Below are 24,262 nucleotides of genomic sequence, written 5' to 3' on the forward strand. Positions count from 1 at the left end.
CAAACGCCCACCAATGAACGAGCGAATTGTCGAAGAAGAAGTGCGTCTTATTGGTAGCGACGGTGAGCAATTGGGTGTTGTACCCACCACCGAAGCGCTAGAGCGTGCTGAGTCTGAAAGCTTAGATCTCGTGCAAATTTCGAATGCCGATCCCATCGTCTGTAAGATTATGGATTACGGCAAGTTCGTTTTTGAGGCCAAGAAGCAGAAAGCGGCTCAAAAGAAGAAGCAGAAGCAAATCCAGGTTAAGGAAGTTAAATTCCGTCCTGGCACCGATGAAGGCGATTATCAGGTCAAACTTAAAAACCTGACGCGCTTTTTGGAAGGTGGTGACAAGGGCAAAGTCACACTGCGCTTCCGTGGTCGTGAAATGGCGCACCAGGATATCGGCCGTAAGCTGATGGAAAGGATCGCGGCAGACCTGGAAGAGATCGGAGTGGTAGAGGCCTTTCCTAAAATGGAAGGCCGCCAGATGATCATGATTATTGCCCCGAAGAAGAAGTGATCCAACGGCGATGTCAACGGACCACCGTTAAACCGGTGGTCGGCCCTGGGTTTTCTAAAAAATATCGAGCGGAGTTTTCCTCATGCCGAAAATCAAAAGCAACAGCGGCGCTGCCAAGCGCTTCAAGAAGACTGCTAATGGCTTTAAGCACAAGCAGTCTCACCGTAGCCACATCTTGACCAAGAAAACGACCAAGCGTAAGCGTCAACTGCGTGGAATGAAGCAAATTCACGCGTCTGACAAAGCACTTATCCAGCGTATGCTGCCGAATCTATAAGTCGGGTTTTCGTTTTTCTGAGCGCACAAATTTGTTGCCTCAGCCTTAAAGTCAGGAGTGTGTTATGACTCGAGTTAAACGTGGCGTAGTAGCGCGTCGTCGCCATAAAAAAGTATTGAAGCTTGCCAAAGGTTACTACGGTGCCCGTTCGCGCGTTTTCCGTGTTGCCAAGCAAGCCGTTATCAAAGCAGGCCAGTATGCCTACCGTGACCGTCGCAACCGTAAGCGCCAGTTCCGCGCGCTATGGATCCAGCGTATTAACGCTGGTGCACGCGTCAACGGTATGTCATACAGCCGTTTTGTAGGCGGACTTAAGAAAGCCGGTATCGAAATCGACCGTAAAGTATTGGCCGATTTGGCGGTGCACGAGAAGGCTGCATTTGCTGCCATCGTGGAAAAAGCCAAGGCTGCCCAATAAGGTAGTATGCACGGGGCTTTTGCCCGTGTTACGTGCCTGAGGTCATTTCAGAGTGACCCATCCAGGGGAAGAGCAGCCGCTCTTCCCCTGTTTTTTTGTCACCTTCAACTTGCCACGCCATCTTTACCGATGGACACCGCTTAATTCGGAGTGAAACGGATGGATCACCTTCCTACTCTGGTATCTGAGGCGCGCGACGCCATTCAGGCTGCGCAGAGTGTCGCCGCACTAGACGAGTTACGAGTACGCTACTTAGGTAAGAAAGGTGAGGTAACTGCCTTGCTGAAAGGCCTGGGGAAGCTCTCAGCCGAAGAACGCCCGGCGGCGGGCGAGCGTATTAATCAAGCCAAGCAAACACTGGCTGACGAAATTGATGCCAAGCGCGAACAGCTTGAAAGTGCTGCGCTGAGTGCTCGTTTGGCCGCTGAAAGTATTGATGTCACCTTGCCGGGGCGTGGCCAGGCCAGTGGTGGGTTGCATCCCGTGACGCGTACCCTCGAGCGTATAGAGGGTCTGTTCACCCGTATTGGTTATGACGTGGCGATAGGGCCAGAGATTGAGGACGACTATCACAATTTTGAAGCTCTCAATATTCCCGCACACCATCCCGCGCGTGGCATGGCAGATACTTTCTATTTTGACGCCACCCGCTTGCTGCGAACTCACACCTCGCCGGTGCAAGTGCGCACCATGAAGAGTAGCGAGCCGCCCATCCGTATCGTCTGCCCAGGGCGCGTCTATCGCAGTGACTCTGATCTGACCCACACGCCGATGTTTCATCAGGTTGAAGGGCTGTTGGTCGATGAGGGGGTTAGCTTTGCTGACCTTAAAGGTACCATCGAAGACTTTCTGCAGGCATTTTTTGAGCGCGACGATCTTTCGGTGCGTTTCCGACCCTCCTACTTCCCATTCACTGAGCCTTCCGCCGAAGTGGATATTCAGTGCGTGATGTGTAGCGGGGCAGGCTGTCGCGTCTGTTCCCATAGCGGCTGGCTGGAAGTGATGGGCTGCGGCATGGTTCACCCTGAAGTCTTCCGCCACTCGGGCATTGATACCGAGCGCTATACCGGTTTTGCCTTCGGAATGGGGGCTGAGCGTTTGGCAATGCTGCGCTACGGCGTGAATGACTTACGCCTGTTCTTTGAAAACGATCTGCGTTTTTTACGTCAATTCGCTTAAGACCGCCGCCGAATACAGGATCAACCATGAAATTTTCAGAACAGTGGCTGCGTGAGTGGGTTTCCCCGCAGCTTGAAACGCAGGCAATGGCCGACCAGATCACCATGGCGGGCTTGGAAGTCGACGCTGTTGAAGCGGTAGCCGCCGTCTTTAGCGGCGTGGTGGTGGCTGAGGTGTTGAGTAAAGAGAAGCATCCTGACGCCGATAAGCTAAATGTCTGCACCGTTAATGACGGTAGTGGCGAGCCTGTTCAGGTTGTCTGCGGGGCGCCTAATGTCGATGTTGGCCAGAAAGTACCCTTTGCCCAGGTGGGTGGTGTGCTGCCGGGTGACTTTAAGATCAAAAAAGCCAAGCTGCGCGGCGTTGAGTCTCGCGGAATGATCTGTTCAGCGTCGGAGCTGGGTCTTGAAGAAGAGACCTCGCCCGGCATTCTGGTGCTGTCGTCATCCGCACCGGTGGGAATCGACTTCAGAGAGTTCATGCATCTTAATGACATGACGATTGAGGTCGATCTGACGCCCAATCGCGGTGACTGCCTAAGTGTTAAAGGGTTGGCTCGTGAAGTTGGCGTGCTTAACCGCTTGCCGGTTCGCGGTCCCGCAATAGCACCGGTGGCGGCGGAGGTTGAAGATAGCTTTGCGATAAGCATAGAGGCGCCAGAGCAGTGCCCACGCTATCTCGGTCGTGTCATTAAAGGCGTCAATGTTCAGGCTGAAACACCCCTGTGGATGGTGGAGCGCTTGCGCCGCAGTGGCGTGCGCTCCATTGACCCCGTAGTGGATATCACCAATTACGTCATGCTGGAGTTGGGCCAGCCGATGCACGCCTTTGATCGTGACAACCTGCAAGGGGGGATGGTTGTGCGCATGGCCAAGCCAGGTGAGCGGCTAACGCTGCTTGATGGTAATGACGTGGCGCTGCGTCCTGAAACGCTGGTGATTGCCGATCATTCCGGCCCGCTAGCCATGGCAGGGGTGATGGGGGGTGAAAACTCCGGCGTTAATCAACATACCCAGACTATTTTCCTTGAATCAGCCTTCTTTACGCCGCTTGCCATTGCCGGGCAGGCGCGCTCTTACGGGCTGCACACCGATGCATCGCATCGCTTTGAGCGCGGTGTTGATCCGCAGCTGACGCCAGTGGCCGTCGAGCGGGCCACACAGCTGTTGATTGAGATCTGCGGCGGTCAGGCTGGGCCTGTTGTGGAAGCACAAAGTGCCGAGCATATGCCCGTAGAGCGCGCGATTCTGTTGCGCAGTGCGCGTTTAGAGCAGGCGCTTTCCAAGGCCCTCGATAGCGATGACGTGACCGATATTTTGCAACGCCTAGGACTTGATGTCAGCGTACAGGATGCCGGTTGGGCAGTCACCGCGCCAAGCTGGCGTTTTGATCTAGCCATCGAAGAAGATCTTATCGAAGAAGTGGCGCGTATCCACGGCTACAATAATTTGCCGGTACGCCGCCCTGCGGCGCGCTTGGCGCTGCGCTCTGCCGATGAGGCAACGCTCACCCAAGCTCGCTTACGCCGCCAAATGGTGGCCCGCGGTTTTCAGGAGGCGATTACCTACAGTTTTGTGGCGCCCGAGATGCAAGCGGTCATGCTGCCTGATGCCTTAAGCCCCGCGCTCGCTAACCCTATCTCGGCTGATCTGTCGGTGATGCGCGCTAGCCTGTTTCCCGGCTTAGTGCGCACCATGGAGTACAACCTTAACCGCCAGCAAACCCGCGTTCGTCTGTTTGAGACCGGTCTGGTCTTTAACGGCGAGCTGGATGCATTGTCACAAGTGCCGATGCTCGGCGCCCTGGTATGTGGCCCAAGGGAAGCCGAGGGCTGGAGTGATGCTAAAGGCCGAGTCGACTTTTACGATCTAAAGGGTGATTTAGAAAGTCTCCTGGCCTTGGGCGGTGACGCTGACGCGTGGCGCTTTGAGCCAGCTGAGCACCCAGCGCTGCATCCTGGTCAAAGTGCCCAGCTGCTGCACAATGGAGAGCCCGCTGGCTGGATTGGCACCCTGCATCCGCAAGTGCGTGCAACGCTGGGCTTAAAAATGGATGCGGTGCTGTTTGAAGTGCGGCTGGATGCACTGAGTCAAGGTCGGATTCCTGCTTTTGAGCCGCTATCACGCTTCCCTGAAGTGCGCCGTGATCTAGCGTTTATACTCAAAGAGGCGACACCTGTGCAGGCGCTACTGGATTGTGCCAAGCAACAAGCAGGCGAATATCTGCAGGATATTAAGCTTTTTGATGTTTATGCCGGCAAAGGTGTCGCCGAAGGGTGCAAGAGTATTGCATTGGGCTTGACCTGGCAGCATCCATCGCGCACGCTAAACGACGAGGAAATCAATCAGTTGGTCGATTCAATTGTGACACAAGTGCGTGTCAAGCTGGATGCGGAGCTGCGCGGCTAAGTAAGTAGCTAGAATTAGTACCTGGGCCACGCCACGATGCTTATCACGTTCTTGGCAATGCGTTTGCCACTGTATGTTGACTACAGGGCGTTTGTTGCTGTGTTTGCTGCAAGGATAAGGAGAAGCCTTATGGGTGCGTTGACCAAAGCAGAGCTAGCTGAACATTTGCATGCGGAGCTAGCGTTGTCTAAACGAGAAGCGAAGGCCATGGTCGAAGCTTTTTTTGAAGAGATTCGAGCCTGTTTGCGTGAAAACGAACAGGTTAAGCTGTCGGGGTTTGGTAACTTTGATTTGCGTGATAAGCGCGAGCGACCAGGACGTAACCCCAAAACCGGGGAAGAAATACCTATTTCTGCTCGTCGAGTCGTAACGTTTCGTCCAGGCCAAAAGCTCAAACAGCAGGTTGAGCACTATGTAGGCGGTGAGTAGTCTATTCGTCTATGAGGTGGTATTGATTCCAAGGTGGTGGGCTGTGCTCATCGCCATCAATGCTCATAGCTAATCAGACTCATGCTTTGTAAAAGGAGTGCCTTAGGGCGCTCCTTTTCTTCTTGTGATGGGCGCTGGGATCAGAGCGCCTTTGTAGTGTGAATTCATTGATGCGTTTAAATGCCACCACTTTCAATCAGCCAAGTAATCACCACTTTAATGACGTAGCCCAGCATGCCTGCGCCCAGCACCACAAACAGCATGATGGTGCCAAACTTGCCAGCGTTCGACTTTTTAGCCAGATCCCAAATAATAAAACACATAAATATGATTAAACCGCCAATCATTAGCGGGGTGATCCAAGCCTCGAAGGTTTGCTGCATAGCCACTCCTGTGTGCTGCGTGTGAGTCACCCGTTGCGGGTGATGTGTCTCATTCTAACCAGCCATGTTAATATTTGAGCAAATTCATCGGGTATTTGTCGACTTGACGGTTGGCACTGTGACACTTTGACAGGGGAGTGACGATGCCGAAGCTGAATATTTTGGTGGGCACCATGTATGGTGGTGCCCTAGATGTGGCAGAGCAGGTGAAGCCCCTATTTGAGCAGGCGGGTTACGCTGTGGCGATTCTTGAGCAGCCTGCTGTCGATGATATTGTCGGTGGCGATGCTGACTTGGTGCTGTTTTGTGTGTCGACCACGGGCAGCGGCGATTTCCCCGGCGGTTTCGTGCCCTTTGTACGCAATTTGCGCGATCAAAGCCCCTCGCTTACCGCGCTTCGTTACGGGCTCATCGCGCTGGGTGACAGCTCTTATGGCGATACCTTTTGTGGCGCAGGTCGCGCGCTTGACGAACTGCTGGCGGACCACGGTGCGACCCGTTTAGGTGAGCGGCTAGAGATTGATGCCATGGAAACCTTTATGGCCGACGATGCTGCCGTGCCCTGGGTGGAAGAGTGGATCGTTGCCCAGCAATTAGAGGTAGCTTAAGCGATGCAGCGAGCGCCTACTTCACCTGAGCGCATTAGCGTTGCGCTGGGCTTATGTATCGTTATGCTGGCGACGCTGCCTCGCTACGTTGCGGGCGGGCATGAAACCCGCCAGACGCTGATTATCATTGCTCTGGCGTTAGTTGCCTTTGTAGCCGTTATACAGTGGCGCTTATTGGCCTTAGAGGCGCGTAGGCGGTTGCCACAACTGTGCAAACGGTTAGTGGCCATGCTGCTGCTAGGAATGGTTGTCATGGGTGGTTGGCACGCGCTGTTTACGGACTGGATTAGCTGGCAGGTATTCATCTCCCACGGGGCAACCCTTGGCGTGCTGATGCATGCGCTAAGCCTATGGTGGTCAGGTGAGCGTCAAGCTGGCTAGGATTTTTCTGCAGCGATTGAAAAAGTCGCTGCAAGACGCACAAAACAGTAGAATGGCAACAGTAATGCAGTGTGGGGGCCAATAATGAAGCCAAACACACCCTAAAACGGTTAATTGCTCGCTTATTGCCTTGTTTTTATAATCACTGCCCCCATGTTGCGAGCATGGTGCTTGCCACTATGCGTTGGGGTTCTTAAAATTGCCCCTTTGATCTTTTTAGACGCAATCAGCACAATTACATGCAATCAACACAACGCCCAGCCGTTAGAGGACAATTCATGCAAGTTTCTGTCGAGACGACCTCCCAGATCGAACGCCGCATTACCATTCAGGTGCCGGCTGCCGAAATTGACGAGGCCGTTAGCGCTCGCTTGAAAGACACCGCGAAGAATGTTCGCTTGAATGGTTTTCGCCAGGGCCGGGTGCCAATGGCAGTAGTCCAGCAGCGCTACGGCCAAGACGTACGTAACGAGGTGGTCAGCGAAGTAATGCGCGAGCGATACGTGCGCGCTATTACCGAAGAAGGCCTGAACCCCGCTGGCTTCCCGCAAATTGAACCTTCCGTTAACGAATCAGGCAAAGACCTTGAGTTCGTGGCGGTCATGGAAATTTATCCGCAGGTTGAGCTGACCTCCATCGAAGGGACTGAGGTTGAGCGCCCGGTGGTTTCGGTTAGCGATGCCGATGTCGACGAAATGATCGATACGCTGCGTAAGCAAAACGCCGCCTGGGGAGAAGTAGACGCTGCTGCAGCCGACGGTGATCAAGTCACTATCGACTTCCAAGGCTACATTGATGATGAGCCGTTTGAAGGCGGTAGCGCAGAAGGTCACACGCTGGTCATTGGCTCCAATAGCTTTATTCCTGGTTTTGAAGAACAGTTGATTGGCGCTAAGGCGGGCGAAGAGAAGACGCTGAACGTCACGTTCCCGGCAGATTACCAAGCCGAGCATTTGGCCGGTAAAGACGCCACCTTTAAAGTCACGGTGCATAAAGTCAGCAGCCAGAAGCTGCCCGAAGTCGACGCTGAGTTCATTGAGCGCTTTGGTGTTGAAGGCGGCGACCAGGAAAAATTTCGCGCTGAAATCAAGAAAAACATGACCCGTGAGGCGTCACAAGCCGTTGATAATCGGATTAAGCAGCAAGTGCTTGATGCGCTGAAAAAGGTTAACGAAATTCCTGTGCCAAGTGCCCTGGTTCAGCAAGAGACTGATGGCATGAAGCGCCAAGCGGCGCAGCAATTTGGTCTGGGCGAAGATTTTGATGTCAGCCAGTTGCCCAACGAACTGTTCGAAGAGCAGGCCAAAGGCCGCGTTCAGGTTGGTCTATTGCTAGCTGAAGTAATCAAAGCTAACGAACTCGATGCTGACGATGACGCTATCAAAGCTAAAGTGACCGAGTTGGCTGAGCAGTACCAGGATCCTGATGAAGTGGTCAGCTACTACATGGGTAATGAAGAGCTCAAAACCCAGGTTAAATCTGCCATTCTCGAAGAGAAAGCGGTTGCTAAGCTACTTGAGCAAACGAACATTAAAGACGTTGAAATGTCTTACCAGCAAGCCCTTGCTGCTGCGCAACAGCAGGCAGAGCAAGGTGAGGGTGCTGAAGAAGGCGAGCAAGCTAGCGCCTAACACCTTGGAACGTGGCGCACCTTTATGTCGGTGCGCCTTTCCCTTCCCGGACGCAAGGAATCACCTGAATGAGTGAGTTTGATATTCAAAACGCCGGCGGTCTAGTACCCATGGTGGTTGAGCAGAGCGCCAAAGGGGAAAGAGCCTACGACATTTACTCACGCCTGTTAAAAGAGCGTGTGATCTTTTTGGTAGGCCCTGTAGAAGACTACATGGCTAATCTGGTTGTTGCCCAGTTGCTGTTTCTGGAATCGGAAAACCCCGATAAAGATATTCACCTGTATATCAACTCGCCGGGTGGGTCGGTCACCGCGGGTATGTCGATTTACGACACGATGCAGTTTGTGAAACCAGATGTCTCTACGGTGTGTATTGGTCAGGCGGCCAGCATGGGCGCGCTGTTGTTGACAGCAGGCGCGGCTGGTAAACGCTACTGCTTGCCTAACTCGCGGGTGATGATTCACCAGCCGTTGGGCGGTTATCAGGGCCAAGCGTCTGACATCGAAATTCATACCCGTGAAATTCTGGGTATTCGTGAGAAACTGAATCAAATTCTTGCCCATCATACGGGACAGGATATTGAAGCCGTTTCGCGTGATACCGACCGGGATAATTTTATGAGCGCCAATAAAGCCAAAGAGTATGGTTTGATTGATGCAGTGCTGGATAAGCGGCCTACATCCTGATAGCGTGATAGGATTCTGCTTTTCTAACGAGCTTTTCCGGCGGCGAAAGCCGCCGCAGTGATAGAGGTATGCGAATGGCCGACGGCAAAGGCAAGGACGAAGGTGGCAAACTGCTCTACTGCTCGTTTTGTGGCAAAAATCAAAACGAAGTGCGTAAGCTGATTGCGGGCCCGTCCGTTTATATCTGCGATGAGTGTGTCGACTTATGTAATGACATCATTCGCGAGGAAGTTCTCGAAGCCGATGCCGAGAGCGATGAGGAGCGTTTACCTACGCCTCGCGAAATACGTCATACGCTTGATGACTATGTTATCGGACAGGATCGCGCCAAAATGGTGCTTTCCGTAGCGGTCTATAACCACTACAAGCGTCTGAAAACAGATGTGCGTGACGGTGATGTAGAACTAGGTAAATCAAACATCCTGCTGATTGGTCCCACTGGTAGCGGTAAAACGCTGCTGGCGGAAACCATGGCACGGCTACTGAATGTACCTTTTACCATTGCGGACGCAACCACGCTGACGGAAGCCGGCTATGTCGGTGAAGATGTTGAAAACATCATCCAGAAGCTGTTGCAGAAGTGTGATTACGACGTCGAGAAAGCCGAGCGCGGTATCGTCTATATCGATGAAATCGACAAGATTTCACGCAAATCGGATAACCCTTCAATCACTCGCGATGTGTCGGGTGAAGGTGTTCAGCAAGCATTGCTGAAGCTGATTGAAGGCACGACGGCTTCTGTGCCGCCTCAGGGCGGACGCAAACACCCGCAGCAGGAGTTTGTCCAAGTTAATACGGGCAATATTCTGTTTATCGTCGGCGGTGCTTTTGCGGGGCTGGATAAAGTTATTCGCGATCGCGCTGAGAAGGGCGGCATCGGTTTCAATGCAGCGGTAAAAAGCAAGGAGTCCTCCCGCGGGGTGGGTGAGCTGCTGGCCGACGTAGAGCCTGATGATCTGGTTAAATTTGGTTTGATTCCAGAGTTTGTGGGTCGCTTGCCGATCATCGCGACGTTGATGGAGCTCACCGAAGATGCCCTGGTGCAGATTCTTACCGAGCCCAAAAACTCGCTGGTTAAGCAGTATGCCAAGCTGTTTGAGATGGAAGACGTAACGCTTGAGTTCAGAGATGAAGCGTTACGTGCGGTGGCTGAAAAAGCCATGGAGCGTAAGACAGGTGCCCGTGGGTTGCGCTCTATTTTAGAGTCGGTGCTGCTGGATACCATGTACGAAATTCCATCACTTGACGGTGTCAGTAAGGTCGTTATCGACGCTTCAGTTATCGCTGGAGAGAGTGAGCCCCTGTTGATCTACTCTCAGCAGGAAGAAGCACGCGTCGACGGCACTGATGGTTAGTGGTTAGTCGAGTATCGCGGCCCAGCTTCAACCGCTTGCGCTAAACCAAGGGGTCGCCTAGGCGACCCCTTGTTCTTGCAGAGTTATCGCAGAGCTTTGGTGTAGAGAGTTCTGGTGTAGAAGGCTCTTATAAAGCGTGTGAAGAAATCTAGTTATCCAGCTAGAAAGCTACAAAGCCTAATTCGTGAAGTGTTACTGCCTAGCCGATTCAATGTTAACGTTTTTAAACGTCAGCATTTTGAAAAGTGTGCAGTACTTTTCCAAGTACTCCTTTAAGTACTCATCCGATTTGTCGAGGAACGTCTGCGATGCAGCAGAACGCCGAACAGACACAATGTCTACCCCTGTTACCATTGCGTGATGTAGTTGTTTATCCGCAAATGGTCATCCCCCTTTTTGTAGGTCGTGAAAAGTCTATCCAGGCGCTCGAAGCGGCGATGGAGGCTGATAAGCGTGTGCTACTGGTGGCTCAGCGTGAAGCGTCTCAAGATGAGCCTGACAACGCGGATCTTTACGCAATGGGCACCGTGGCCGATATCATGCAACTACTTAAGTTGCCTGATGGTACGGTCAAAGTCCTTATTGAGGGCAATTTCCGGGCGGATGTTCTAAATGTGGAAGAGAACGCCGCAGGCTACACTCAAGCCCATTTAACGCCCCGGGAGAGTGAGCCGCTGACCAGCCGTGAGCAGGAAGCGCTGGTTCGTGTGCTACTCAACCAGTTCGAGCAGTACGTTAAGCTCTCCAAAAAAGTCCCTAACGAAGTGCTTAATTCGTTGTCGGGGATTGAAGATCCAAGCCGTTTGGTGGACACCATTTGTGCCCATCTGTCGCTTAAGATTGGCGACAAACAAGAGCTGCTTGAGATGGATCGCGTGCGTGATCGTATTGAGCACCTGATGGCGCTGATTGAGTCAGAAATCGACCTGCTTCAGGTAGAGAAGCGCATCCGCTCGCGGGTTAAAGAGCAGATGGAGAAGACTCAGCGCGAGTACTATCTCAACGAGCAAATGAAAGCCATCCAGAAAGAGATGGGTGAGCTGGATAATGTGCCCAATGAGGCCGAGAAGTACGAGCTGGCGATTAAAGAGTCCGGTATGCCGAAGGAGGCGTCTGAGAAAGCCACGCAAGAGCTCAATAAGCTCAAAATGATGGCCTCAAACTCCGCCGAAGCAACCGTGGTGCGCTCTTACCTGGATTGGTTAGTCGCCGTCCCGTGGAAAAAGCGTACCCGCGTCAAACACGATCTTGTCAAAGCGCAGCAGGTGCTGGATGAAGATCATTACGGGCTGGAAGAGGTTAAAGCGCGCATCCTGGAATATCTTGCCGTGCAGAAGCGCGTGCGCAAGATGAAAGGCCCAGTGCTATGTCTCGTTGGGCCGCCTGGGGTGGGCAAAACGTCGCTTGGCCAGTCCATCGCCCGTGCCACCAACCGTAAATATGTGCGTTTGGCGCTGGGTGGTGTTCGTGATGAGTCGGAAATCCGTGGTCATCGGCGTACCTATATTGGCTCGTTGCCAGGTAAATTGATGCAGCGGATGAGTCGAGCTGGGGTTAAAAATCCGTTGTTCCTGTTGGATGAGGTCGACAAGCTAGGCATGGATCACCGCGGTGACCCGGCGTCTGCACTGCTCGAAGTGCTCGATCCCGAGCAGAACAACAGCTTCAGTGATCACTACCTTGAGCTTGACTACGATCTCTCCGAGACGCTGTTCATCTGTACCGCTAACTCGATGAATATTCCCAGCGCCTTGCTTGACCGTATGGAGATTATTCGTCTGCCGGGTTACACCGAAGATGAGAAGTTGGCTATCGCTAAGCGCTACTTATTGCCCAAGCAACTAGCAGCGAACGGTTTAAAAGGCGATGAGTTAACGCTGGAAGACAGCGCGCTTTTAGAGCTTATTCGCTACTATACCCGCGAAGCGGGTGTGCGCGAGCTGGAGCGGCAGATTGCCAAAGTATCGCGCAAGGTGTTGCGTGAACGGCTTGAGAAAGAGCGCGACCCGCAAGCCGCCCAAGCGGGGCAGAGCTTAACGGCTGAGCAAATTGAGCACTACGCGGGCGTGCGCCGCTACAGTTATGGCTTAGCGGAACAGGACGACCAGATCGGCCGAGTAACAGGGCTTGCCTGGACATCGGTGGGGGGTGAACTGCTCAACATCGAGTCAGTGGTGACGCCGGGTAAAGGGCGGATCAACAAGACCGGATCGCTGGGCGATGTGATGAAAGAGTCAGTGAGTGCCGCCCACACGGTGGTGCGCGCCAGGGCTAAAGCTTATGGCATTGACCCCGAGCGGTTTGAAAAAGAGGACCTGCATATTCACGTGCCGGAAGGGGCAACGCCGAAAGATGGCCCCAGCGCGGGTATTGCCATGGTGACGGCGATCGTTTCCGCTTACACCCAGCGTGCGGTACGCTGTGATGTGGCAATGACCGGTGAAGTCAATCTGCGCGGAGAAGTGTTGCCGATCGGCGGGTTGAAGGAGAAATTGCTGGCAGCTCGCCGCGGTGGTATAAAGACAGTGCTAATTCCTGAAGAAAACCGTCGTGATCTCAAGGAAGTACCTGACAATATCAAAGGTGCATTGGATATTCGTCCGGTACGCTGGATAGATGATGTCTTAGCCGTAGCGCTAGCTGATAAGGTAGAAGACGGTGCGCCATTGAAAAGCACCGAAGCATCGTTTAGTAATACCGTTGTTGCTAGTACCCATTAAGCTGTTAAAGTCCTCGCTGGTCTTTAATTTTACTTAATATTTGCCCGCCGCTTTTGTGGCGGGTATCTCGCAGTATGGTTGCTTGACAGATGTTTCAAGGCATTGCTATAAAACGCAGCTATGCTTTGATCGTCGTACCCATCGGTGACCATGCCGTTCAGAGCCATTTTTTGAAACAGTCAAGGGGTGAAGAGTGAATAAGTCCGAGCTGATTGAAGCCATTGCCGCGTCTGCAGATATTCCCAAAGCAGCGGCAACCCGCGCATTGGATGCCATGGTGGAGTCTGTCACCGATAGCCTTAAGAAGGGCGAAAGCGTATCTCTGGTAGGTTTTGGTACCTTCGCGATCAAAGAGCGTGCTGCTCGTACTGGCCGCAACCCACAAACGGGTGAGCCAATTCAGATCAGTGCTGCCAAAGTACCCAGCTTCAAAGCAGGTAAAGCGCTGAAAGACGCCGTCAACTAATTTGACCGCGTTTGCTGTAACCTAATGGGCGCATCGCATTGGCGATGCGCCCATGTTATTTTCTAACCCACTATTTATTAGGGGTTAGCGGGCCGATCTGTTTGGCTGTGACTATCTGAGGCTAGCATGCTGCAAAGTATTCGAGATGGCTCCAGGAGCTGGGGTGCCAAAATTATTATCGGTGTTATGGTCGCGGCCATGGCACTTTTCGGGATTGAGTCACTGTTTGGGCTTTTTGGCGATGATCCAAACGAAGTAGCGAGTGTTAACGGTCAGCCGATTATGCGCCAGCAGCTTGAGCTTGAGGTTCAGCGTGCGCTGCGTTCCGGTCAAGTACCGCCAGAGCAAGAGCGCGCTCTGCGCCGCGATATGCTCGATCAGTTGATCACCCAGCAGCTGCTATCCCAGTATGCTGAGGAGGGTGGTTTTGCCGTTTCTGAACAGCAATTAGATCAGTTAATTGTCAGCCTGCCGGAGTTTCACGACCAAGATGGCCGCTTCTCCGCCGAGGTATTCCGCAATCGCCTCGCCAGTGCAGGCTATACGCCGGTTGCCTTCCGTGAAGAGTTACGTGTCGATATTCAGCGGCAGCATTTACAGCAAGGCTTAGCCTTCAGCGATTTTAGCCTGCCGAACGAACAAGAGCGCCTTGCCGAGCTACAGCGCCAGCAACGTAGCTTTCGCTACCTGATCCTGGATAGCGACGATGTCGAGGCTGATGTCGATGTTAGCGAGGACGATCTCCAGGCTTATTATGATGCCCACCAGGAGCGCTATGAGCGTCCTGAACAGGTGCGCCTTGAATATGTGTTAATTGACCGCCAAGCCATGGCGGAGGGGCGTGACGTAGACGAAGAGACACTGCGTGACGCATGGCGTGAGCAAAACCGTGATGCCGATCGCCGTGTATCCCATATCATGATCACCTTTGGTGATGAGCGCAGCCGGGATGAAGCGCAGCAGTTAGCCGAGACCGCCCGAGAGGCATTGGACAACGGTGAATCGTTTGCCGATACAGCCGTTCGCTACTCTGATGATACCGCCAGCGCAGAAGAGGGTGGTGATCTGGGTGTGATCAGCCGTGGCTTCTTTGGCGACAGCTTTGATGAAGCAGCCTTTGGCCTTGAAGAGGGCGATGTTTCCCAGCCGGTTGAGCTGGATAGCGCTTTCCATATCATCCAAGTGACGGATATTCAGGGGCCCACCTTTGAAGAGCAGCGCGATGAATTGGCGCGTGAAGTCGCACTACGTGATGTAGATGATGAGTTTAATCAGCGGGTTCAGCAATTAATCGATGAGAGCTTCGCTGCCGATGACTTGCAGAGCGTTGCCGATGATCTTGATCTGACCCTGCAGAAGAGCGACTGGCTCGCCCGTGATGATGAGGCTGAAGGCGTGTTATCTGAGCCGGGTGTAATGTCGGCGGCGTTTAGCAGCGATGTGCTTGAAGAGGGTTACAACAGCGAAGTGATCGAGTTGGATCAGGATCGTCGCTTGGTGCTTCGAGTTGCCGAACAGCGCGATTCGACATTGCTGCCGCTTGATGAAGTACGTGAAGAGGTTGAAGTATCGGTAGCCGCCGAGCAGCAGCAACAAGCGCTGCGTGAAGAGGCGCAGGCGCTGGTCGCCAACCTGCGAGAAGACCAGCAGCTGGATGTTGATTGGCTCGAAGCCAATAACGTAAGCCGTCAAGCTGACACCTCTGTGCCTCAGTTGATTGTTCAGGAAGCCTTCCGCATGGCGCGCCCCGAAGAGGGCGAGAGCGTCTACCGCACGGTTGAACTCCCGCAAGGTGTTGCTGTGGTGGCTCTGGATAGCGTCAGAGAGGGTGAGGTCGATGAACAGATGGAGGCGTTTGTTGCCCAAATGGCCGAGCAGTTGCGTGCTCAATCGGTGCTGCAGGGATTAATTGATGACCTGCGCAGCGATGCGGATATACAGCGGTAGGATCTCGCTTAAGTCCGAGTTGAAAACAGCAAGACAAAAAAGCCGATCTCACGATCGGCTTTTTAATGCTTAAAGGGTTAATGCTTAAGGCGAGCTTAGGCGTCAGGCAGTTGCGTTAAAGAAAACTGACGCAGACGTGGCGCCGTGTGGTCGCTGCGCTCGATAATAATATCCCAGCCGTGCTGAGCATCCCAGTCGCCTAGTACATAGCGTTTGGCCGGCACATCTTCTACCGTCAAGTCATGGACATGGGGGCGGTGGGTGTGGCCATGAATCATGGTGCTCACACCGTGGCGCTCCATGACATGGATGACCTCCTGGTGAGTGACATCCATGATCGCCTCAGCCTTATTGGCATTGGCTTCACCCGATTGCGTGCGCAAACTCTGGGCAAGCGCTACGCGCTGCTCCAAAGGTAGCGCAAGCATTTGTGCCTGCCATTCAGGGTTGCGCGACTGCTGGCGAAAAGCCATATAGGCTTCATCCCGAGTACACAGGCTGTCGCCGTGTAACAGCACCATCGGTACGCCCTGAATTTCCACTTCCTCAATATCCGGTAGTAGAAACGCCTGACAGGCATTGATAAAGCGCTCGCCGAGCAGAAAATCACGGTTGCCGTGCATTAAATACACAGCGGTGCCATCGCTGCTAAGCTTGCGTAAATGCTTGATAACCTCTTGGGCAACACCGCAAAGTGGGTGCGTATTGGCGTCGAGTAGATCATCGCCAATCCAGGCATCAAAAAGATCACCAAGAATATACAGCGCGTCGGCTCCTGGAGCGGTGTGCTCTAAGTAGCGGTAAAACCCCTGGTTGATCTCGGGGGTATCGCCACTCAGATGAAGATCGGCAACAAGCAGTGTGCGCATAAGGCTCCCGGCGTTATTCTGCGTCTTTGACGTACGCGCGCTCGATAATGACATCTTCAGCGGGCACGTCGGCGTGCATGCCGCGGCGGGTCGTCGCTACGTTTTTAATCTCGTTGACCACATCCATGCCGTCGACGACTTCGCCAAAGACCGCATAGCCCCAGCCTTGCAGGCTTTTACCGCTGTGATCAAGAAAACTATTATCGCCCACATTGATAAAAAACTGGGCAGTCGCCGAGTGTGGGTCTTGGGTGCGAGCCATTGCCAGCGTGCCAATGGTGTTTTTCAAGCCATTGTCAGCTTCGTTGTCGATAGGGTCTCGGGTCGGCTTTTGCTCGAAGTCTTTGTCGAAACCACCGCCTTGAACCATAAAACCATCGATGACGCGGTGAAACAGGGTGCCGTCGTAGAATCCGTCGCGAACATACTGCTCAAAATTCGCTGCGCTAATCGGCGCTTTTTCGTGGTTAAGGGCGATGGTGATGTCACCATGGTTGGTCTGTAATACGATCATAGATAAATTCCTGTTCAATAAAGGCGTTCGCCTTGGCGCTGTGCATCGGCGTCACGTTATAATAGCGGTTTTGACCTGCACCGCGAAGGGCCATAGGCGTATCCTATGTTTTCACAGCATGTTTTCACAGCATGTCTTCACGGCTCAGTACGCCATCCACCACGAGGTTATCAACACCATCATGACCAACGAGACCACCCCAGCGCCGAACTTCATTCGCAACCAAGTACGCGACGAAATCGAGGGCGGCCAGGTCACTAAAATTGTGACGCGCTTCCCCCCGGAGCCCAATGGCTTTCTGCATATCGGCCATGCGAAGTCTATCTGTCTAAATTTCGGGTTGGCGAAGCAACTGGGTGGCGAGTGTCATCTACGCTTTGACGACACCAACCCGGCCAAAGAAGAACAGGCCTACATCGATGCGATCAAAGAGGACGTCAGCTGGCTAGGCTTTGAGTGGGCAGGCCCAGTGCGCTTTGCCTCTGACTACTTCGACCAGCTCTACGCCTGGGCGCAGCACTTAATGCGTGAAGGCAAAGCCTATGTCGACGACCTATCGCCGGATGAAATTCGTGAGTATCGCGGCACCCTAACGGCACCGGGTAAACCCAGTCCCTACCGCGAGCGCAGCGTCGATGAAAACCTTGATCTGCTTGAGCGTATGAGTAAAGGTGAGTTTGGCGAGAGCGAGAAAGTCGTGCGGGCCAAGATTGATATGGCGTCACCCAATATCAATCTACGCGACCCCATTATTTATCGCATTCGCCACGCCACCCATCACCAAACCGGTGATAAGTGGAAAATTTACCCCTCTTACGACTTTACCCACGGACAATCAGACGCCATTGAGGGCATTACCCACTCGATCTGCACCCTGGAGTTTGAAGATCACCGCCCGCTGTACGAGTGGTTTTTAAATAATCTGCCGGTACCTGCGAAACCGCGCCAGATTGAGTTCGCGCGGCTGAATCTTGATTATACCCTGACCTCCAAGCGCAAACTGAAGTTGCTGGTGGATGAGCAAATCGTGGATGGTTGGGATGATCCGCGTATGCCAACGATCTCGGGCATGCGTCGCCGTGGCTACACGCCAGCGTCGATTCGTAAATTCTGCGAGATGATTGGTGTCACCCGCGCCGACGGTGGCTTAGTGGATATCGCCATGCTGACCCACGCTATTCGCTCGGATCTGGAAGACAACGCGCCCCGCGCCATGTGTGTGTTAAAACCGTTAAAAGTCGTGCTCACCAACGTGCCGGAAGACCACGAAGAGGTGTACGAAGTGGCGGGCCACCCCGCCCGAGACGATATGACCATGCGCAAAGTGCCGTTTAGCCGCGAGCTGTATATCGATCAAGACGACTTTATGGAAGATGCGCCCAAAAAATTCTTCCGCCTGGCGCCGGGCAAGGAAGTACGCCTGCGCAATAGCTACGTGATTCGCTGTGACGAGGTGATCAAAGACGCCGCCGGTGAGATCAGCGAACTGCACTGCTCGGTCGACTTCGATACGCTGGGTAAAAATCCCGAAGGACGTAAGGTGAAGGGCGTTATTCACTGGGTTAGCGCTAGCCACGGCGTGCCGATGGAAGTGCGTCTTTACGACAACCTGTTCACCGTTGAACAGCCCGACCGCGATAAAGACGTCGATTTTCTGGAGCATCTGAATCCGGAGTCTTTGGTCGTTTGCCAGGCAATTGGTGAGCCTAGCCTTGCCGAAGCGACCCCCGAGTCACGCTTCCAGTTTGAGCGCGTCGGCTACTTCTGTGCGGATCGCCATGACACCACACCAGAGCATTTGGTGTTTAACCGTACCGTAGGCTTAAAAGACAGCTGGGCGAAAATCAAGCAGAAGGGCTAATGCCCAGAAACAACATGGATAGCCATATGCATATTTACAATACGCTGACGCGCCGCAAAGAACCTTTCACCCCGCTGGAAGCGGGTAAAGTGAGCATGTATGTCTGCGGCATGACGGTGTATGACTACTGCCACCTGGGGCACGCCCGTGTCATGGTCGCCTTTGACGTTATTACCCGCTACTTGCGTGAACGTGGCTATGACGTTAACTACGTGCGCAACATCACCGATATTGACGACAAGATACTCAAGCGCGCCGACGAGAATGGCGAAAGTATTACGGCGCTGACTGAGCGCATGATTGACGCCATGCACGAAGACGAACAACGCTTGTTTGTTTTGCCGCCCAGTCATGAGCCCCGCGCCACCGGCCATATCGACGATATTGTGGCGATGATTGAAACGTTGATTGAGAAAGGCTTTGCTTACGCGGCAGATAACGGTGACGTCTACTATCGGGTACGTAAATTTGCCGATTACGGCAAGCTCAATAATCGCCAGCTCGACGATATGCGCGCAGGCAGCCGGGTTGATGTGGATGTTCATAAAGAAGACCCGCTCGATTTTGTGCTCTGGAAAGCCGCTAAACCAGGGGAGGCGCACTGGCCGTCTCCCTGGGGTAACGGCCGCCCAGGTTGGCATATTGAGTGCTCGGCAATGTCAACTTGCTGCTTAGGTGATACCTTTGATATTCATGGCGGTGGGCCGGATTTAACCTTTCCGCACCATGAAAATGAGATCGCTCAATCAGAGGCCGCCACGGGTAAAACCTACGTCAACACCTGGATGCATGCAGGCGCCGTGCGGGTGAATCAGGAGAAGATGTCCAAGTCATTGGGCAACTTTTTCACCATCCGCGATGTGCTGGCCGAGCACGACCCCGAAGTGGTGCGTTTTCTGCTGGTGGCCAGTCACTACCGTAGCCCCATCAACTACTCGGTCGATTCACTGAGCGAGGCGCGTAAATCGCTTACGCGTTTGTATACGGCGCTGGAAGGTCTTGAACTGGACGAGGCAAAGGGTGGCGCAAGCGATCATGCGTCAGCGTACCGTGAGCGCTTTACCCAGGTAATGGACGATGACTTCAATACCCCTGAAGCCCTGGCGGTGATGTTTGAATTGGCACGGGAGGTTAATCGCGCCAAGCAAGAGCAGCCTGATGATGCCGCCAAGCTTGCGGGTGAGTTAAAGCAGCTAGGGTCTGTTTTGGGGCTTCTCCAGCAAGCGCCGCAAACGTTCCTAAAAGGCACCCAGCAGCAGGGGATGCCGCTAAGTGAGAGCGAGGTCGAAGCCAAAATTGCTCAGCGTATAGCGGCTAAAGCCAATAAAGACTTCGCCCAGGCGGACGCGATCCGCGATGAACTTGCTGCGATGGGCATCATGCTCAAGGATTCCCGTGAGGGCACGTCTTGGGTGTTTGAAGCGCCTTAATAAGGAACCTTAATCACTCGTTGGTAGCTTATGCGCTAACTTAAACGTTGGAGGCTTTTATCCTGAAACGCTGAAGGCTCTTATGCCGACAAGCTGAAGGCTCTTATGCTGACAAGCTGAAGGCTCTTATGCTGACAAGCTGAAGGCTCTTATACTGAATAAGAGCCTCAGACGCCAATACCAACGTAAAAGGAACTCAAAATGCGCTTTTCAGCTAATGCTTTAATTGCTGCCTGTGCCGTCTCTGCTATTTCCCTTTCCCTTTCCCAGGCCAGCGCCAATGAGCCTGTCGTCGTGTCATCCAAAATCGACACGGAAGGGTCGGTATTGGGCGAACTGATTATTCAAACCCTGGAACGCCACGATATTGCTACTGAAAACCGTTTACAGCTGGGTGGCACCAGCGTCGTGCGCACGGCTTTAGAAGCTGGTGAAATTGACCTTTACCCAGAATACACGGGTAATGGGGCGTTCTTTTTCGATATGGCCGATAGTCCGGTATGGAATAATGCCGATCAGGCTTATGAAACAGTACGCGAGCGTGATGCGCAGCAAGGCTTGATATGGCTGCAGCCCGCCAGCGCTAATAACACCTGGGCAATGAGCATCCGGGAAGATGTTGCCGCTGAAAACGAGCTGGTAAGCCTGGACGACCTTGCAGCTTATTTAGCCGATGGCGGTGAGTTTAAATTTGCCGCAAGCGCTGAATTTGTTGAGTCTGCTCAAGCACTGCCCGCGTTCCAGGAAGCCTACGGTTTTGAGCTCAGCGACGATCAACTGTTGGTGCTCTCCGGTGGTAATACCGCTGCCACCATGCGGGCCGCCGCTCAGCAGACCAGCGGCGTTAATGGCGCCATGACCTATGGCACAGACGGTGGCTTAAGTGCGCTGGGTTTGGTCGTGCTGGAAGACACGAAGGGCGTGCAGCCGGTGTATCAGCCAGCTCCCGTGGTGCGTGAAAGCGTACTGGAAACGTACCCAGAAATTGAAGCGCTGCTCAATGAGGTGTTTACCACTCTCGATTTGGTCACCCTGCAAACGCTCAATGCCGATGTCGCCGTAAACGGCCTGTCGCCATCTCAAGTGGCCAGCGACTACCTCGATACGCTTAATAATTAATGCTAGGGATAACTAATTAATGTCGTTAATGGATGCACTGCCTACCCCGCGGCTTCGTTGGGAGGGGCGGCACCCTAACATTGTGCTCGTTAGCCTTAGCTTTCTCATGCTGGCCTCATTCTGGACGTTTGACGTGGTTAGCATGGCCCCCAACCGGATTGTGTTGGGGACGGGGCATGGCGCACTGGAAGCCTTTGGTTGGCCCGGCGCGCTATTGGTGACCCTGCTGCTCTCTTGCATCGGTATTCTCGCCTGGCAACCGAGCCATCGTCACTACCGGGCGCTACTTGCGGCGGTAGTGGTCATCATGGCGCTGATGCCGGTGGGGTTGATGGCGAGCAGCTACTTACTGATTGACCCTGAGTTGCCCCAGGCGCGTTTAGGCTTAGGCGCGGCGTATTGGGTAGTGTTATTCGTACTGCTGCTGTGCTTGGTAGAACTACGTTTGCGTTTAAACCTAACGCGAATATGGCCCACGCTGTTGCTGTGTGGTGTCGCGCTGGTGTGGTGGCTATGTGCGGCTTTTGGCTTGGAGACGCTCGCGCTTGTTCAAGAGTTTAGAGCGCGTGACCAACAGTTTTTACGCGCCGTCGTGCAGCACATTAAGCTGGTAAGCCTCGCCGTTAGCGTCAGTATTGTGCTCGGGATGGCACTCGCCATGTTAATGCGCCGCTATGCCCGACTACAAAAAGGTGCTTTTGCGCTACTCAATTTTCTACAGACGATACCTAGCCTGGCGCTATTCGGACTACTGCTGGTGCCGCTTGCCTGGCTTGCCGCCAGCGTGCCGGTGTTAGGCCAGCTTGGCGTTAGCGGTATTGGCACGACCCCCGCCTTAATCGCACTGATCGCTTACAGCCTGCTGCCCATTGTCCGCAATACTTACACGGCGCTAGAGCAAGTGAGTGCCGATACCTTGGAAGCTGCAAAAGGAATGGGTATGCGTGCCGGCCAGCGGTTTTGGCAGGTGCGGCTACCGCTGGCGCTACCGGTGTTGTTGGAAGGGGTGCGGATTACCACTGTTCAAGCTATTGGGCTCACCGCCGTTGCCGCCCTGATTGGTGCCGGTGGGCTGGGCACCTTTATTTTTCAAGGCTTAGGCCAGGCCGCCATGGATATGGTGTTACTTGGCGCACTGCCGATTTTAATGCTGGCTCTGGTGGTGGATGCGAGCTTAGGTGCTCTTGCAGAAGCGCTGCGCCCCGGAGGAATGAGATGATTGAGCTGTCCCATGTATCCAAGCGGTTTGGGGATGAAACTGCGGTGGACGATATTTCACTACGGGTGCCAAAGGGTAAGTTTTGTGCATTAGTAGGCACCTCGGGCTGTGGGAAATCGACCACCTTGCGCATGATCAATCGCTTAATTACGCACAGCGAAGGCGACATCCTCCTCGATGGACAGGCGATTGACGTCTACGACCCGGTGAAGCTGCGCCGTCGAATTGGCTATGTGATTCAACACACTGGACTGTTTCCTCACTGGAACGTTGCGCGCAACATTGGACTGGTTCCGCGGTTATTGAAGTGGTCAACAACCGACGTTCAGTCGCGGGTTGCGGAGCTAATGCATTTACTCGGTTTACCGGTTGATGAGTTTGGGCATAAATATCCCCATCAGCTTTCCGGGGGGCAGGCCCAGCGCGTGGGCGTTGCGCGTGCCCTGGCGGCAGACCCAGACATTCTGCTGATGGATGAGCCGTTCGGCGCGCTTGATCCTATTACCCGTGAAAAGCTGCAGGATGAGCTGGCCAAGCTACAGTCACGGCTGCACAAAACCGTGCTGTTCGTGACCCACGATATGGATGAAGCACTTAAGCTGGCGGATCACTTGGTGGTCATGCGTGAAGGTCGAATTGTGCAGCAAGGTTCACCGCTGGCGCTATTACAAAACCCCGCCGACCCGTTTGTCGAGTCGATGTTGGGTGGGCTGGAAAGGGGACTCAAACAGGCAGCATTAACCCGGGTAAAAGATCACATGACCTCCATGGGGCCTACCTTGCCCGCGCAGTCGCGGATCCCTGGGGTATTCTCGCTACGTCAGGCGCTCTCCATGATGCTTCGCGACCATACCGACCGGCTGACCGTCGTCGACCAACAGGATGTGCCTGTCGGCGAACTCTCGTTGCGTAGAATTATCAAGGAGGCTCAACTGGATAATGGACAACCACGTGAGTAACTCCCTAAGCGTTGCCCAGCCCGATAAAAAAGCCCCCCAGTGGCTATGGCCACTGCTGTGGAGTGCGCTACTGCTGGTTAGCGTCGTGGGCATGTCTGCTGCCGAACCGCTGTTTCGCTGGATAGAGCCTGAAGCACGACAAGTTATTTACAACCGCGCCGAGTTTTACGTTCTGCTAGGCCGTCATCTCTTCGTGGTCGGTATCGCTGCGGTCGTGACCATTATCGTGGGAGTAGCCGCGGGCATCGCGGTGACCCGCAGGTGGGGCCGCGATTTTCTACCGCTGGTGGCTCAACTGGCATCGCTGGGGCAAACGTTTCCGCCGGTGGCCGTTTTAGCGCTGGCGGTACCCGTGCTGGGTTTTGGCACCTTACCGATTATTGTCGCCTTAATGCTCTACGGGCTACTGCCTATCGTGCGCAATACCCTTGCCGGTCTGCACGGAGTGGAAGGCGATATTAAAACCGCTGCCCATGCCATGGGCATGACGCCAGCGCAAATCCTACGCCAAGTCGAACTGCCGCTGGCAGCACCGGTCATTTTGGCGGGCATCCGTACTTCGGTGACGATTAATATTGCCACCGCAGCGCTCGGGGCGACCGTAGGCGCCAGTAATCTGGGCGACCCGATTATCTCTGGTATCGTCAACGGCAATATGGCTTATGTGGTTCAGGGGGCGCTGACCATTGCGCTATTGGCTCTGACGATCGATAGCCTGTTTGAACTGCTGCAGCGTCAACTACGTTCCCGCCTATCTGCGTCTTAATCTATTTACGTATTAGCCTCTCTGCGCCTTAAGTTGTATCCCTAAAGTTCTTGTGCTGCGGTACTGTCTCAAGTGTTGTAGTAGCTTGGTGTTGCGTTGGCTTATGACAGATAAATCCACTGGCATAAACGG

General features: G+C 53.8%; 23 protein-coding genes. 20 read left to right on the top strand and 3 right to left on the bottom strand.

The window, feature by feature from the left end; translation table 11 throughout:
- The first annotated feature begins 13 nt into the window (after window positions 1-13).
- From infC to ACT3UM_RS19375, 6 genes are all read left to right on the top strand, one after another.
- Window positions 14-505: a translation initiation factor IF-3 gene (infC, locus tag ACT3UM_RS19350; protein ID WP_498901564.1), complete on the top strand. Its 492-nt coding sequence runs from the start codon at window positions 14-16 to the stop codon at window positions 503-505.
- 82 nt (window positions 506-587) lie between these two features.
- On the top strand, window positions 588-782 hold the full coding sequence (rpmI, locus tag ACT3UM_RS19355) for a 50S ribosomal protein L35 (RefSeq protein ID WP_007114345.1): 195 nt from the start codon (window positions 588-590) through the stop codon (window positions 780-782).
- 64 nt (window positions 783-846) lie between these two features.
- Window positions 847-1,200 (top strand): 50S ribosomal protein L20, encoded by a 354-nt coding sequence (gene rplT, locus ACT3UM_RS19360; RefSeq protein WP_007114344.1) that lies wholly within the window; start codon window positions 847-849, stop codon window positions 1,198-1,200.
- Window positions 1,201-1,359: 159 nt separating this feature from the next.
- Window positions 1,360-2,379 (top strand): phenylalanine--tRNA ligase subunit alpha, encoded by a 1,020-nt coding sequence (gene pheS, locus ACT3UM_RS19365; RefSeq protein WP_498901567.1) that lies wholly within the window; start codon window positions 1,360-1,362, stop codon window positions 2,377-2,379.
- A 26-nt stretch (window positions 2,380-2,405) separates the two neighbouring features.
- Window positions 2,406-4,787 (top strand): phenylalanine--tRNA ligase subunit beta, encoded by a 2,382-nt coding sequence (gene pheT / locus ACT3UM_RS19370; protein ID WP_498901569.1) that lies wholly within the window; start codon window positions 2,406-2,408, stop codon window positions 4,785-4,787.
- Between the two features lie 129 nt (window positions 4,788-4,916).
- Window positions 4,917-5,216 (top strand): integration host factor subunit alpha, encoded by a 300-nt coding sequence (locus ACT3UM_RS19375; protein WP_035579533.1) that lies wholly within the window; start codon window positions 4,917-4,919, stop codon window positions 5,214-5,216.
- Window positions 5,217-5,392: 176 nt separating this feature from the next.
- Here ACT3UM_RS19375 and ACT3UM_RS19380 read toward each other — a convergent pair whose 3' ends face one another.
- Entirely contained in the window at window positions 5,393-5,599 is a 207-nt protein-coding gene (locus ACT3UM_RS19380) for a DUF2788 domain-containing protein (RefSeq protein WP_035579531.1), read from the bottom strand.
- 143 nt (window positions 5,600-5,742) lie between these two features.
- Here ACT3UM_RS19380 and ACT3UM_RS19385 point away from each other — a divergent pair, with 143 nt between their 5' ends.
- From ACT3UM_RS19385 to ACT3UM_RS19420, 8 genes are all read left to right on the top strand, one after another.
- Window positions 5,743-6,207 (top strand): flavodoxin, encoded by a 465-nt coding sequence (locus ACT3UM_RS19385; RefSeq protein WP_498901572.1) that lies wholly within the window; start codon window positions 5,743-5,745, stop codon window positions 6,205-6,207.
- A gap of 3 nt (window positions 6,208-6,210) precedes the next feature.
- Window positions 6,211-6,588 carry a hypothetical protein gene (locus tag ACT3UM_RS19390; protein WP_498901574.1) on the top strand — a complete coding sequence of 126 codons (378 nt, stop codon included), beginning with the start codon at window positions 6,211-6,213 and terminating at the stop codon, window positions 6,586-6,588.
- 278 nt (window positions 6,589-6,866) lie between these two features.
- On the top strand, window positions 6,867-8,219 hold the full coding sequence (tig, locus tag ACT3UM_RS19395; protein WP_498901576.1) for a trigger factor: 1,353 nt from the start codon (window positions 6,867-6,869) through the stop codon (window positions 8,217-8,219).
- A gap of 68 nt (window positions 8,220-8,287) precedes the next feature.
- Window positions 8,288-8,905, top strand: coding sequence for an ATP-dependent Clp endopeptidase proteolytic subunit ClpP (gene clpP / locus ACT3UM_RS19400; RefSeq protein ID WP_088700269.1), 618 nt, complete (start codon window positions 8,288-8,290; stop codon window positions 8,903-8,905).
- A gap of 74 nt (window positions 8,906-8,979) precedes the next feature.
- Window positions 8,980-10,260 carry an ATP-dependent Clp protease ATP-binding subunit ClpX gene (clpX, locus tag ACT3UM_RS19405; RefSeq protein WP_035579522.1) on the top strand — a complete coding sequence of 427 codons (1,281 nt, stop codon included), beginning with the start codon at window positions 8,980-8,982 and terminating at the stop codon, window positions 10,258-10,260.
- Window positions 10,261-10,568: 308 nt separating this feature from the next.
- Window positions 10,569-12,980: an endopeptidase La gene (lon, locus tag ACT3UM_RS19410; protein ID WP_498901579.1), complete on the top strand. Its 2,412-nt coding sequence runs from the start codon at window positions 10,569-10,571 to the stop codon at window positions 12,978-12,980.
- A gap of 193 nt (window positions 12,981-13,173) precedes the next feature.
- On the top strand, window positions 13,174-13,446 hold the full coding sequence (locus ACT3UM_RS19415) for a non-specific DNA-binding protein Hbs (RefSeq protein ID WP_035579518.1): 273 nt from the start codon (window positions 13,174-13,176) through the stop codon (window positions 13,444-13,446).
- A 126-nt stretch (window positions 13,447-13,572) separates the two neighbouring features.
- Complete coding sequence (locus tag ACT3UM_RS19420) at window positions 13,573-15,393, top strand: SurA N-terminal domain-containing protein (RefSeq protein ID WP_498901581.1); 1,821 nt, start codon at window positions 13,573-13,575, stop codon at window positions 15,391-15,393.
- 95 nt (window positions 15,394-15,488) lie between these two features.
- Here ACT3UM_RS19420 and ACT3UM_RS19425 read toward each other — a convergent pair whose 3' ends face one another.
- The gene (locus ACT3UM_RS19425) at window positions 15,489-16,262 is read right to left on the bottom strand and encodes a UDP-2,3-diacylglucosamine diphosphatase (protein ID WP_498901583.1); all 774 of its coding nucleotides are present in this window, start codon (window positions 16,260-16,262) and stop codon (window positions 15,489-15,491) included.
- Window positions 16,263-16,275: 13 nt separating this feature from the next.
- A complete protein-coding gene (locus ACT3UM_RS19430) occupies window positions 16,276-16,776 on the bottom strand; it encodes a peptidylprolyl isomerase (RefSeq protein WP_498901585.1) in 501 nt (166 codons plus the stop codon).
- 181 nt (window positions 16,777-16,957) lie between these two features.
- On the opposite strand from ACT3UM_RS19430, the gene ACT3UM_RS19435 reads away from it, so the two are divergent.
- The 6 genes from ACT3UM_RS19435 to ACT3UM_RS19460 all read left to right on the top strand — a co-directional run bounded on the left by ACT3UM_RS19435 (window position 16,958) and on the right by ACT3UM_RS19460 (window position 24,130).
- Window positions 16,958-18,637, top strand: coding sequence for a glutamine--tRNA ligase/YqeY domain fusion protein (locus ACT3UM_RS19435; protein WP_498901692.1), 1,680 nt, complete (start codon window positions 16,958-16,960; stop codon window positions 18,635-18,637).
- 26 nt (window positions 18,638-18,663) lie between these two features.
- Window positions 18,664-20,067, top strand: coding sequence for a cysteine--tRNA ligase (gene cysS, locus ACT3UM_RS19440; protein WP_498901587.1), 1,404 nt, complete (start codon window positions 18,664-18,666; stop codon window positions 20,065-20,067).
- A 201-nt stretch (window positions 20,068-20,268) separates the two neighbouring features.
- On the top strand, window positions 20,269-21,186 hold the full coding sequence (gene osmF / locus ACT3UM_RS19445; RefSeq protein WP_498901589.1) for a glycine betaine ABC transporter substrate-binding protein OsmF: 918 nt from the start codon (window positions 20,269-20,271) through the stop codon (window positions 21,184-21,186).
- Window positions 21,187-21,205: 19 nt separating this feature from the next.
- Window positions 21,206-22,405, top strand: a complete 1,200-nt coding sequence (locus ACT3UM_RS19450) for an ABC transporter permease (protein ID WP_498901591.1) — start codon at window positions 21,206-21,208, stop codon at window positions 22,403-22,405.
- Window positions 22,402-23,364: an ABC transporter ATP-binding protein gene (locus tag ACT3UM_RS19455; protein WP_498901593.1), complete on the top strand. Its 963-nt coding sequence runs from the start codon at window positions 22,402-22,404 to the stop codon at window positions 23,362-23,364. Before ACT3UM_RS19450 ends, ACT3UM_RS19455 begins: the two co-directional genes overlap by 4 nt.
- Window positions 23,345-24,130, top strand: coding sequence for an ABC transporter permease (locus ACT3UM_RS19460; protein WP_498901596.1), 786 nt, complete (start codon window positions 23,345-23,347; stop codon window positions 24,128-24,130). The genes ACT3UM_RS19455 and ACT3UM_RS19460 overlap by 20 nt, the downstream gene beginning before the upstream one ends.
- Window positions 24,131-24,262: the final 132 nt, after the last annotated feature.

The organism is Halomonas sp. AOP13-D3-9 (assembly GCF_052379125.1).
Classification (GTDB): Bacteria; Pseudomonadota; Gammaproteobacteria; order Pseudomonadales; family Halomonadaceae; genus Vreelandella.